This is a genomic window from Carboxylicivirga longa (assembly GCF_050589825.1).
Taxonomy (GTDB): domain Bacteria; phylum Bacteroidota; class Bacteroidia; order Bacteroidales; family Marinilabiliaceae; genus Carboxylicivirga; species Carboxylicivirga longa.
Map to the genome: position 1 here is coordinate 56,805 of NZ_JBNGOZ010000017.1, position 13,406 is coordinate 70,210.

A 13,406-nucleotide genomic window follows, 5' to 3' on the forward strand; every position below is an offset into this window, starting at 1 on the left:
TAACCAGCCACTTGTTTAGAATATAATTATAAATAAAGGTAGGATTAATTGTAGGGCAGAACCTTTCCAGGTCGAGGTTTATTTCATACTTGTATTCCTTACTATCGAGGTACTTTTTGTTCGTTTCAATAGCTTTAGCAGAATGCTCTTTGTGCCATGGTTAAAATAAGCCTTTCTCAACCATATGGGATCCAAAAGGGGAAATGGCACTGAATATATTTTTATTTGATATTATACTGTTGCAGAGTTTACCGGTTTTGCATGTGTGAAGATTAATAAGACTAACTGTGTACGCAATGTCTCTTTTCTATTCTTCGTTGTTCTAGGAAGATGTGCAAAAAATCCATAGCTTATTTAGCATAGGCAATTTCAAAGTCTCGTGGGGTTCAATTTAAAGCGATTGTCATGCAGGACTTCCCTTCAAGCATCTTCTTTCTTTGAAGCTTGCGCAAGCTTCATTAACTTGGAGCCGAAAAATATATGATGGATGCGACAACTACTGCTTTTCGTTTGCCTGATGGTATTTCAAGGGCTTTTTGCTAGTACTTCGAGTGAACCTGTCTTTTACCGGGCTAAATCTGTTTCGGGCAACTACGGACTTTCGCAGAATTCGGTGCACAGCATTGTGCGCGACCACGTAGGGTATATTTGGATGGGTACCGCTCATGGTCTGAACCGCTTTGACGGTAACCAGCTGAAGAAGTATTTTCATCATGCCGGTGATGCTTACTCTATCTCTTCAAATACCATCCATCGCATTCATGAAGATAGCAATGGTGATATTTGGGTACTCACCTCGGGGGGGATCAACCGTTATTTAAGAGCGGACGATCGTTTTGTACGCTATGTTTTCAGCAATACTTTGACTACAAGTTGTGTGTATGAAACAGAAAACGAACTATGGTTTCCCGACAGAGCATGGAAGATTCATGTATATAATAAAACAGATAGAACCTATTCCTTGCGCGAGATAAAGCCACAATTTACACCGCATAATAATGCTATTTATATCGAGCAGATTACTCCTTATGATCGTGGGCATCTGCTCATAGGTACTTATTATTCAGGTCTGTTTCTGTATGATATCCAAAGCGGAGCATTAACACGTTTTAGTTCCATCAGCGGTGTAGCTACGCAAGGTATGGTGAAATTGCATGATCGGATTTTCTGTGCCATGTACAGTCGTATCTTTCAGCTTTCTTCCGATGGCAAAGTACAGCGTGTGCTAAATAAGGACAATTCGGGCTTGCAGTCACACATTATACTCGATATGGAATGGAACCCGCAGGACAGTACCTTGTGGGTGGCTACCGACGGTGCTGGTATACAGGTTTTTGATACTGAGTTCAGACTGGTCAATACACTGCAAATTGGTCCGAAAGCATCCGATGTGCTCAATGATAACTCCATCAACGATATCACTTTCGGACCGGATGGGTTAATCCTGCTGGGGACAGTGCGTTCAGGCGGGCTTATGCTGTATCCATCCTACTTCGAGCAGTTTCCGTATGTCAACCAAAGTAAATACGGCCCTTCCAATAAAACCATTCTTTGCTTTTATCAAGACGACGAAAACAGAATATGGCTGGGTACTGACGGAGGCGGCTTAAACAGGTTTGATCCGGAAACCTCCACTTTTGATCACTACAGCATTCCCGATGCACTGAAGATTACTTCGGTGGCACAATTCAGCCCAGAGGTATTGCTGGTGGGTTCCTATACCCGGGGACTGTATTTTTTTAATAAGCGGAGCCATCGTTTTTCCGATGCGCACCAACATCCGCTCTTTGCGCCAATACAAAGAAACGTGATGCACAGCTTGTTTCTCGATTCGCAGGGCGATTTGTGGGTGTCAGATGGCCGTTTGAGTCGCATTGACCTTAAGAATAATCGTATGCAGGTACTCAGCGACTCAATACCCGCCTTCTTCCATGGCATGAGTCCGGCTTTTACCTCGGCGGTAGAAACACGTGATGGCCTTATCTGGTTTGCCACGCGTGGTGGCATGTTTGCCTGGTCTATCCAAGAGCAAAAATTAACCCAGCGTATTACCTTAAATAATTCGCCGGCCTCCTATGGAAGGTCGGTAAACTCCATTACCGAGGATCAGTATGGCAACCTGGTGTTCGGAACCAATAAAGGCCTGCTGTATTACGATTTTGATAAGAAGCAGTTAAGTAGCTACATAAGTGATGTAAATTATAAAAACCTCATGTTTCAGTCGGTTTATATGGATGCCAATAACCATCTGTGGGTAGGCGCTAACGAGGGGATTATCCGCATAAGCAAAACCGATAGCAATGAGCAAATTTTCATGTTTAACACCCTTGGCAATAAAAGTGGTCTCGAGTATTTTCAGGGTTCTCTGTTAAAATCTACCGATGGATTTTTAAATATGGGAAGCAACGAAGGGGTAACGCGCTTTAATCCGAATAATATTGAGCCTCATCTTGAAACTCCCAATACGGTGATTACCTCTCTTTCCATGCTTTCAACAGAGCAGGAGGAACTTAAAGATTCTCTTTTGGCTCTTAATGTAATTGAAAGCAGTAGTTTGACCATTCCTTATACGCCGGCCTCCTTTCAGTTTAATTTTAATGCTTTCGATATCCCTTTTTCCGAGTCTACGCAATACGCGTATCAATTGCATCCCTTCGAAAAAATATGGCATACCGGTAAAAGCAATGTGGCCATTTATTCTAACTTACCGCCTGGCAGTTATACTTTTAAGGTAAAGGCACAAAACCGCAACGGTATCTGGAGTCCCAAAGACACGCAAATACAACTAACTATTTTGCCTCCCTGGTATAAAACCTGGTGGTTTAGTACCCTGATGCTGTTGTTGTTGATGGCGCTGGCTTATGTAATATGGCGAGCCTCCTTGCAAAGGGCTAAGTTGCGTCAGGAGGTGAAGATTAAAGAAACGGAAAAGGAACGGCTGCATGAGATCAACCAGATGAAACTCCGCTTTTTCACTAATATCTCGCACGAACTGAAAACACCACTTACGCTTATCTACAATCCTTTGGATCATCTTGTTAAATCGGGTGGCAGCGAAAGTGAGTTTCGGACTATGCTACCCTTCCTGTACCGTAACGCCCAGCGCATGACCATGCTGATTGATCAGATTCTGGACTTCCGAAAAGCGGAGCTTTCTGTATTGCGCCTTGCTGTGAGCGAAGGCGATATTGTGGCTTCCTGTCGAAACATACTGACTTACTTTGCCCATCAGGCACGCATTGAGCATATTAAGCTGCATCTGTGGTGTCAGCCCGAAAAGATTGATGCCTGGTATGATGCCGATATGCTGTTTAAAATTATATCTAATCTGGTTTCTAATGCCCTGAAGAACACACCGGATGGCGGCGAGGTTAGCCTCAGGGTGTTTACCCGGGATAAGGAGGTGATCATCGAGGTGGAGGATACTGGTGATGGTATTCCGCCAGAAGAGCAGGAGTTGATTTTTGAGCGCTACTATCAGGTGGGCAACAAGGTAAAGGGCACGGGAATAGGTTTGGCACTGACGCATCGCCTGGTGCAGCTGCATCATGGCTATATAAAGGTGAGTAGTGCGGCCGTAAAGGGCGCCGTGTTTACCGTTGGCCTGCCCCTTGGAAACAGTCATTTTAATAAGGACGATTTTGCCATGGAGGGTGTTGTGCCCTTTGTAGAGCCGGAACCGCTGCTGGCCGATGCAGCGCCAACATGTCAACAGAGCATGCCACAGGGAAGAATTCTGATCGTGGAAGATGAGTGGGAGTTGCGCGAATATATTGCCGGATTATTAGAGAAATCCTTTAGTGTGCTGAAAGCTAAAAACGGAGAGGAGGCCTTGGAGATGTTGCATGGAAGTGAGCCCGATTTGATTATATCGGATGTGATGATGCCCCGGATGGACGGCATTACCTTCTGTAAAAAACTTAAGTCAGATATTCGCATCAGTCATATCCCTGTGCTGATGCTCACGGCTAAAACAGCCGTGGAAAACCAGATAGAAGGACTTAAGTCGGGCGCCGATGCCTATATGCCCAAGCCCTTTGATACACAGCTCCTGTTTAGCCAGATTCAGACCATACTCAACAATCGTAAAATTGTGAAAGAGCGTTTTGGTCACGATTTGGGTTTGCAAACAAGTGATGTTACGCAAAGTGAGGCGGATGAAAAATTTCTGCACAAGGCCATCAGCATTGTGGAACAAAATATGGATAACCCTGATTTTGATGTGACGGCCTTTGTGGAGCAGATGGCCATGAGCCGCACTCTGGTGTATAATAAGATTAAGGCCATTGCTGGCAAGCCTGTGAAAGACTTCATCATCAATATTAAACTTCGCAAGGCTGCCGGACTACTTAAAAATTCCCGCAAAAGTATTTCCGAAATTGCTATGAGCTGCGGCTTTGCCGATCCTTCTTACTTTTCTGTGGTGTTTAAACGACATTTTAAGCAATCGCCCACTAGCTATAGAAGCGGTGCATGATGCACTGTTTTAATAGTTTCTTGATAGCTTGTTTTTGTATGGCCTTGTTCTGTTTTCTTGGTATTGGGGTGCTTGGGTGATGTGCCCCAGTATGCATGACCTTAACTTTATTAGTGTTTTTTACTGAATTGATTTTGGTAAGAGCTAACTAGTCAGTAGAGATTTATGAGCTCTTGCTGATTTTCAATTTTCATGGGAATATATAGTGATAACTGCAGATCACACTATTTTTTTTATTACACATATAGTTATATTTTTATGCACAGTACAAATGGCGTTACACGTGTTCTGTAGCCTTCGTCATAATCGTCCGGCAATGATTTTGTTGCAGCGAAATCACCGGAAAGTACTTTTATAAAATACTGTTTAATAATAATTATCAACACATGAAAAGATCGTTTTACATTTTTATTTTTTTGCTCTTCTTAACTCAAAGGGGATACGCTCAAGAGTTTGAGATTAAATCGCCTGATCAGCATATTCAGCTTAATGTTACGGTTGACCACGCAATAAATTGGTCTGCATCACTTAATGGTAATGTTATGGTGAAAAATGCAAGCGTTAGTATGGATTTTTCATCTGGTCCGGATTTTGGCATTCATCCTAAGCTTACAAATCATAACGTGAAAGAGTTCTCGTCAATGATTTATCCGGCCGTGGCCCATAAAGATGCCGCGATCAAAGATGAGTATGTCCAATTGACGCTAAGTTTCAAGGGGCGTTATTTGTTGCATTTCAGAGCTTACAACGATGGTGTGGCGTATCAGTTCGAAGATAAGGGTTCGCACGGGCGTGAGGTGGTGAATGAGCAAATCTCGCTAACATTTCCGGCAGGTACCAGGTCGCTTTTTCCGCAGGAAACTTCCATGTACTCGCATAATGAGCGGTCGTATCAGGATAAAGCTTTGCTTGATATTGCGTCGGGTGAATTCTGCAGCTTACCGGTGGTGTTTACAACCGATCAGGGCAGGGTGTTACTTACCGAGACTGGACTTCACGATTACCCGGGTATGTACCTGAGTGGGAAAGGGAATGGCAAATTGCATGGTATCTTTCCAAAATATGTACTCGAGGCAGAGGATAGTAAACATGGTGCCGACCGTAATCAGCTTATTACTAAAGAAGCCGATTACATCGCGCGCGTATCCGGTAAACGGACTTATCCGTGGCGCGTTTTTATGATTAGCGATGATGATCGAACTTTTGTGGAGAGTAACCTCACTTATCAGTTGGCCCGACCGCAGGCAATCGAAAATACCGACTGGATTAAACCCGGTAAGGTGGCCTGGGACTGGTATAATGCCAATAATATTTATGGCGTGGATTTTAAGGCTGGGCTAAACACAGCCACTTATAAATACTACATCGATTTTGCGGCGGCTAATCAGATTGATTACGTTATACTGGATGAAGGTTGGACAAAATCTACGCTTGAAATCTTGGATTTTAATCCTGATATGGATGTGCCTGAACTGATCCGATACGGAAAAGAAAAAGGCGTTGAACTTATTTTGTGGGTATTATGGAAACCACTGGATGCTAATTTGGAGCAGATACTGGATACATATAAGGCATGGGGTGTAAAAGGTATAAAAGTGGATTTTATTCAGCGAAGCGATCAGTACGTGGTTAGTTCGTACGAGCGAATTGCCAGGGAATGTGCAGAGCGACAGTTACTGGTTGATTATCATGGCTGCTTTAAGCCGTCGGGCTTAAGAAGGGTTTATCCAAATGTTATCAATTACGAAGGGGTGAAAGGCAGTGAAAATAATAAATGGAGTAAAGATGCTTCTCCGGAATTGAATGTAACCATTCCTTTTATTCGAATGGCAGCAGGCCCAATGGATTATACCCCCGGTGCCATGTGTAACCGTCAGGCTGCTAATTTTGGCATTAGCTTCGAGCGTCCCATGAGTCTTGGTACCCGAGCGCATCAGGTGGCCATGTATGTTATTTACGAAGCGCCGCTTCAGATGCTTTGCGAGTCGCCATCGCGTTATTACGACGAGCAGGAGACCGTTGATTTTATGGCGCAGATACCCACTACATGGGATGAAACAATCGTATTGGAGGGTGCCATAGGCGACTATATTGCAATAGCCCGCAGAAAAGGAGATAAATGGTACCTGGGGGCCATGACTGATTGGACACCGAGAAGCCTCAAGCTGGATCTTTCTTTTTTAGGTGACGGAAGTTATTCAATGGAGGTTTTTAAGGACGGGGTTAATGCCAACCGATTTGCAGAAGACTATAAAACGGAGCGTCTGGAAGTAAGCAGAAACACAAAAATAAATGCTAATATGGCAGCAGGTGGTGGTTGGGCTGCTATCATATCAGTGCAAGACTCAAAATAGTCGACGGTTGTAGCATTGGATCTTAAATAAGATTATTTTACGATGCCAAATACAAAGGTTAATCATCTTTTTTTATAACCTGAAATGATAGGGATTTAGATCGAGCCCGGGCCAGTGGTCCGGGCTTCATCATTTATTGCTGTGTTATTATTGCCGATATGCATCCTAGCTATCTATTGTAGTTCGTGGAGTATCAAAAAAAGTCATGTTTTAAGTCAAACGCAAATCGCTGATTATCAGTAAGTGTACTAAATCACACGAAAGATGTATAAAATCAATACCCGGTTTGGACTTTATTCAACATTTTTGCTCTTCATAAAATATGCCCTCTTGTTTGAATGATAGGTGAATAGCATACAATAATAAGTTTTAAATAAGTATTTATGAAAATGTTTAGAAATGTAATCCTTGTTGCCATGGCCATACTTACAATGGTGTCGTGTGCCGCGAAAAAGGAGAAGTCGAGTGAACTGTCCATTGTGCCGCAGCCCAATGGGGTAGAGCAGCAGAATGGCTTTTTTACAGTAAGCGAGAAAACGGCCTTTGTAGTGCCCGAAAGTAAAAAGCTGAGAGAAGCGGCTGAACTAATTAACATGCGGTTTAAAAATGCGGCTGGCTTTGAGTTAAATGTATCGGCTGAAAAACCGGCCAAAAACTTTATCGCTATCGAACTAAATGAGGCCGCTGCCAAAGGCGACGAAGGCTATTCGTTAACGGTAAATAACCAGGGTGCTACCATAGTGGCTTCTACCGAGCGCGGTGCCTTTTATGGTCTGATGACCGTATTGCAGTTATTGCCGGCCGAGCTGGAAAGCAATACATTGGTTAATGATGTGGAGTGGTACATGCCTCACGTAACAATTGACGATGAACCTCGTTTTGTGTGGCGGGGTATGCACCTGGATGTGTGCCGCCATTTTGTGCCGGTAGAGTTTATTAAAAAGCAACTCGATGTGATGGCTTTGTTTAAGATGAATACCCTGCACTGGCACCTGACCGAAGATCAGGGATGGCGCATCGAGATTAAAAAATACCCCAAGCTCACCGTGGAAGGTGCTACTCGTATTGAGGGCGAAGGGCACGAGTACGGTGGTTTCTATACGCAGGAAGAAGTAAAAGAGATCGTGGCCTATGCTCAAAAGCGTTTTATCAACGTGGTGCCCGAAATAGAGCTGCCCGGACATGCACTGGGTGCACTTACCGCTTATCCGCATCTATCTTGTACTGGCGGCCCCTTTGAAGTGCGTAACATTTGGGGTGTTGAAGCCGATGTATATTGTGCCGGAAAAGAAGAGGCTTTCGAATTTCTGGAGGATGTAATTGACGAAGTGGTGGCTTTGTTTCCCTACAAGTATTTTCATATTGGTGGTGATGAGTGCCCCAAAGACCGTTGGAAGACCTGCCCCGACTGTCAGCGTAGGATGCGTAAAGAAGGACTGGCCGATGAGCACGAGCTGCAGAGCTATTTTATCAAACGCATCGAAAAAGTATTGTTGGCCCACGACCGCATTATGGTGGGATGGGACGAGATTCTTGAAGGTGGTTTAGCCGGATCGGCCGTTGTGATGTCGTGGCGTGGCGAAGAAGGAGGTATCACTGCTGCTGAGCAAGGGCACGATGTGGTGATGACGCCCGGTAACTGGGTTTACCTCGATCATTACCAGGGAAGCAGCAAAGTGGAGCCTGTGGCCATTGGTGGACACACTACTTTGGAAGAGTCCTATGGTTACGATCCTGTGCCCGCTGCCCTGAGCCCCGAAAAAGCCAAGCACGTGCTGGGTACGCAGGGTAATGTGTGGAGCGAGTACATGTACACCTCCGACCTGTTCGAATACTTCATCTATCCGCGTATTATTGCCCTGGCCGAAGTAGGTTGGACCCAAACGGCCAACAAAAGCTTTGACAGCTTTGTGAAACGCATGGATAAGCAGTTTGTGCGTCTCGATGAGCATGGTATCAATTATCATATTCCGCTGCCCGAAGGGCCTGTAAATGTGATGGCTTTCACCGATAAGGCTACCCTCGAATTTACTACCACCCGTCCGGTGAAAATGGTATATACTTTAGACGGAAGCGTGCCCAACGCCGACTCCAATGAATACACTCAGCCGCTTACCTTCACCGAAAATGCTACGGTAAAAATCCGTTCGGTACTCAACACTGGTCGCATGAGTGATGTACGCACCATTCAGGTTGAGAAGCAGGACTTACTGCCTGCTGCAGAGGTGCAAACTAAAGGTAGTGGCTTAAAGATGAAGTTGGCGCAAGGTACTTTTGTGAGGGTAGACGATCTGAAGAAAGCCGACAAATGGGCAGAGTCGGTGGTGAAGAATGCCGACTTTAAAGGTATGTTTAGTTACAAAAAGCCATCTGCTGCCATCATTACGGGTTACCTTGAGATACCCGAGGATGGCGTGTATGAGTTCGCTACCGATGTGGATCAGTTTTTTATTGGCGATAAACTGCTCATTAATAACGATGGTGAGGTAAAGCGCCATTCGCGTAACAATAGCACGATTGCCTTGAGCAAGGGTAAGCATGCCATTAAAATTGTTTTCCTCAACAATATTATTGGCGGATGGCCACAGTCGTGGAACGGACCCGTGGTGCGCTTTAAAAAGCAGGGTGATGAGAAGTTTACCACCGCCAATGGCGAGGTGTACTCGTATTAAGATTGACTTGATGACTTGTACCATGTAAATGAATCTTCTCTTTTAGCCCGGGCAAAAAGGAAAGTATAATATAAGGAGAAACTCATGGCTATACTGCCGGCGGGTTTCTCCTTTTTTTGTGCTTTTTGGATAGAATCAATGCCATTATGTACAAATTTACAGCTCTACAAACCGATGACACTGTATTTTTAGGCGTTCTTATTAAAAGGAATAAATACACTTTAATATAATGAAACGAGCCATAAGATAGATTCTCACACAGGAGGATGACTACTTTGGCGAGTTCCATGTGACCAATGAAAAACAAATTTAGACACATGAAGAAACAGAATTATTTATTTACCCTGTTACTGCTTTTGCTGGTATGTGCTTCGTCAGTATCTGCACAAAAAAGCAAGAGTAGTGACAAGGCAATGACGAAGATTGTGCAGTCCATACAAGGACCAGCCCCGCTAAAAAAAGGTGACACACATGTTCAGCATCCCGCTGCGCCGGAAGGTTATCAGCTGCAATTACGTGGCACCGACCGTCCGCAGGTAATCGATGCAGATGGCCGTATCACGCAACCTCTGGTGGATGTTGCTGTGGAATTATATTACCAGTTAATTCATACCGAAACTGGCAGTAAAGCCGATGTGCCCAACAAGCAGCTGAGTGTACCGGGTAATTATGCAGTCAACAAGGCTGGTAATGCATGTCCCAATGTAATACCTGCTCCCCGCGAATGGTATGGCCTTGAAGGAATGCATAACTTTTCAAATCGGGGTGACATTGTAGTGGCTTCAAAGGACTGGGATACCCTGAAAGCTTACATGGAAGCTTTTGCCGATGATATGGCTTTTTTTGGAGAGCGTGACTACGGCGTGAAGCAGGGTTCCCAGAAGGATGGGGATATTTATGTAGTGTTGAACAATGAAGAGAAGGCCCTGGGTAAAGAAGGTTACCGCCTGAGCATCGACGAGGGAATAGTGCTGGAGGCGTATACGCCGCAAGGTGCTTTTATGGGTACCCGCACCATTCTGCAACTCCTAAATGTATATAAGGGTGACCTCCCCAAAGGCATTATGCGTGATTACCCGAAATATGCACGTCGGGGAATGATGCTCGATGTAGGGCGTAAATTTTTCCGCCTGGAATTTCTGCGTGACTATATCCGTATCCTGTCGTATTATAAGATGAATGAGTTTCACCTGCACCTGAACGATAATGGTTTTAAGCAATTCTTTAATAATGATTGGGACAAGACTTATTCGGCTTTCCGCCTGGAGTGCGATACTTATCCCGGACTAACGGCTAACGATGGTTCCTATTCAAAGGCTGAGTTTACGGCTTTGCAGCAAATGGGTATGGATTATGGTGTTAATGTGATACCTGAAATTGATATTCCGGCTCACAGTCTGGCTTTTACCCAGTATAAGCCCTCGCTGGGCAGCGAGGAGTATGGCATGGATCATCTGGATATCACCAAGGAGGAGACTTATACTTTTTTTGATGCCTTGTTCGATGAGTACCTTGGTGGTGAAAATCTGGTTTTCATTGGTCCTGATGTGCATATTGGCACCGATGAATACTCCAAGGAAAAGGCCGAGGAGTTTCGTAAATTCACCGATCACTACCTTAAGCTGGTGCAGGGTTATGGCAAGCGTGCACGCCTGTGGGGTGCCCTCACTCATGCTCAGGGTGAAACTCCCGTTACCGCTGATAACGTGATTATGAATGCCTGGTACAATGGTTATGCCGATCCGGCTGATATGATGGAGCAGGGCTATGAGCTGATTTCCACTTCAGACCGGCACCTCTATATTGTTCCGGCTGCCGGTTATTATTACGACTATCTGAACCTCGACTTCCTTTTTAACAAGTGGGAGCCCAACCTGATTGGTGGCGATACCTTTCCCTTTGGACATCCACAAATAAGCGGCGGTATGTTTGCAGTGTGGAACGACCATGTGGGCAATGGCATCAGTGAAAAAGATGTGCATCACCGTGCCTTCCCGGCATTACAGGTGCTGGCGCAAAAAATGTGGACAGGAAAACAGGAAGACATTCAACTGACTGATTTTAAAAAGACCGCCGCCGGGTTGGTGGAAGCTCCTTATGTGAATGTGATGGCAAAAGTGCCAAGCGCTACGCCCGAAGTGCTGGATTATAACTTTGCTGTACAGCGAAAAAACGACCAAACCGCTAATGGCTATCACCTGGCAAGCGCCGAGAAAGTAAAGTGGAAGAAGCACAGTGGCTATCGCTTTAAGTCAAACAGTACGCTTACCACTCCTGTTGAGGAGATCGGCTATCCCTATCAGGTCGATTTTACCATTACGCTGAATACGGATATAAACCCGGAATCCGTATTGTTCTCTTCGGCCAATGCGCAGGTGGTGGCCTCACCTATAAATGGAAAAATACAATTGGGCTTCAAGCGCGATGGTTATTTTTATACGTTCAGTCACTTGATAGATGCCAATGCCAAGGTGAAGCTCTCTGTGCAGGGCGACCATAAAGGTACCTCCCTGCTGATCAATGGCAAAGAGGTGGAGCGTCTGCAGGGAAAAATTAAGGAGGGAAGAAAAGAAAACGGCGATATCAATAAAATGTATATCCAGCAAACCCTCGTGTTCCCACTGCGAACCATTGGTGATGCTCAAAAGGGTTTTTCAGGTACGCTGCATGAGTTAAAAGTGAAAAGCTTATAACAGATAGTTTAGCTTATCGGATGATTTGGTACCGGGTTGTATCGAATCATCCGATAGCTAATGTATTATAAATTAGTATGAGTAACGAAAAGTTATTGAACAGTAGGCCGCACTTCAAAATTTTAGATGGAATGCGTGGACTGGCCGCCCTTGTGGTAGTTATTTTTCACTTCATGGAAATAATTATTACCGATTTTAGTAAGATCTACATTGCACATGGCTTTTTGGCCGTGGACTTCTTTTTTTGTTTGTCGGGCTTTGTGTTGGCTTATGCATACGATAAGCGGATGCCCGGAATGGGTTTGTCAACATTTATTAAGTTAAGGCTTATTCGCCTGCAGTCATTGGTAATTATTGGCTCGGTACTTGGCTTATTAACTTTTTTATTCGACCCCTTCAGCAACCTATATGCGGAGTACGGATTCAAGCAGACCGCACTGCTTTTTATTACATCTGTTACCATGATTCCTTACCCCATCGTATCGGAACGTTATTTTAACTTATTTAATTTGAATGCACCCAGCTGGACCTTGTTTTGGGAGTACGTGGCTAATTTTATGTATGCCGTCATTCTGTTTAAAGTAGGTAAAAAAGTTCTTTCCGCAATGGCGATATTGGCCGCACTTGCCTTGTTTTATATCGGATGGCAATATGGAAACCTGCTTGGGGGGTGGAATGATGCTACTTTTTTCCATGGCTTGGCTCGCATCTCTTTTTCTTTTATAATGGGTATGTTGGTATTTCGATCAGGATGGATTATTAAAAATAAGCTGGGCTTATTGGGCATGTGTGCCTTGCTGATGCTAGCCTTTTTAATTCCTTACCGTGAAAGCTGGAGCGGCCTAGTAGAGCCCCTTATCGTTGTGTTTTATTTCCCTTTATTAGTTGCCTTGGGTGCAGGTGCCGAATTATCAGATAAGCATCATAAAATTAATAAACTGTCAGGAGATATTTCCTATCCTCTTTATATGACACATTATCCTTTTATGTGGGTGTTTGCCAACTACGTAGCTGTAAAAAGTCCGAATTGGGAGGAGCTGGCCTGGGTAATACCAGTTTCTGTGCTGCTTCTGGTAGGTTTTGCTTATTTAATTACCGAATTTGTTGATTTTCCAATTCGGCGATACCTTAAAAATAAACTGAAAGCCATTTTATTACAGTAATAGCATAATGTGAAACAATCCTGAAATTTTGACTATCCTAATTGACA

5 protein-coding genes are annotated in these 13,406 nt (G+C 44.3%); all 5 read left to right on the plus strand.

What is annotated here, in order from left to right:
- Window positions 1–487: 487 nt before the first annotated feature.
- The 5 genes from ACRD7A_RS14335 to ACRD7A_RS14355 all read left to right on the plus strand — a co-directional run bounded on the left by ACRD7A_RS14335 (window position 488) and on the right by ACRD7A_RS14355 (window position 13,359).
- The gene (locus tag ACRD7A_RS14335) at window positions 488–4,477 is read left to right on the plus strand and encodes a hybrid sensor histidine kinase/response regulator transcription factor (protein ID WP_430811862.1); all 3,990 of its coding nucleotides are present in this window, start codon (window positions 488–490) and stop codon (window positions 4,475–4,477) included.
- A 386-nt stretch (window positions 4,478–4,863) separates the two neighbouring features.
- Window positions 4,864–6,831, plus strand: coding sequence for a glycoside hydrolase family 97 protein (locus ACRD7A_RS14340; RefSeq protein WP_430811861.1), 1,968 nt, complete (start codon window positions 4,864–4,866; stop codon window positions 6,829–6,831).
- A gap of 383 nt (window positions 6,832–7,214) precedes the next feature.
- Window positions 7,215–9,503: a family 20 glycosylhydrolase gene (locus ACRD7A_RS14345; protein WP_430811860.1), complete on the plus strand. Its 2,289-nt coding sequence runs from the start codon at window positions 7,215–7,217 to the stop codon at window positions 9,501–9,503.
- A gap of 317 nt (window positions 9,504–9,820) precedes the next feature.
- On the plus strand, window positions 9,821–12,196 hold the full coding sequence (locus ACRD7A_RS14350; protein WP_430811859.1) for a beta-N-acetylhexosaminidase: 2,376 nt from the start codon (window positions 9,821–9,823) through the stop codon (window positions 12,194–12,196).
- A 131-nt stretch (window positions 12,197–12,327) separates the two neighbouring features.
- On the plus strand, window positions 12,328–13,359 hold the full coding sequence (locus ACRD7A_RS14355) for an acyltransferase family protein (RefSeq protein WP_430811858.1): 1,032 nt from the start codon (window positions 12,328–12,330) through the stop codon (window positions 13,357–13,359).
- Window positions 13,360–13,406: the final 47 nt, after the last annotated feature.

Excerpts from the sequence above, each read along its gene's own strand:
- ACRD7A_RS14335 (WP_430811862.1), top strand. The coding sequence starts at position 488 with ATGCGACAACTACTGCTTTTCGTTTGCCTGATGGTATTTCAAGGGCTT.
- ACRD7A_RS14340 (WP_430811861.1), top strand. The coding sequence starts at position 4,864 with ATGAAAAGATCGTTTTACATTTTTATTTTTTTGCTCTTCTTAACTCAA.
- ACRD7A_RS14345 (WP_430811860.1), top strand. The coding sequence starts at position 7,215 with ATGAAAATGTTTAGAAATGTAATCCTTGTTGCCATGGCCATACTTACA.
- ACRD7A_RS14350 (WP_430811859.1), top strand. The coding sequence starts at position 9,821 with ATGAAGAAACAGAATTATTTATTTACCCTGTTACTGCTTTTGCTGGTA.
- ACRD7A_RS14355 (WP_430811858.1), top strand. The coding sequence starts at position 12,328 with ATGCGTGGACTGGCCGCCCTTGTGGTAGTTATTTTTCACTTCATGGAA.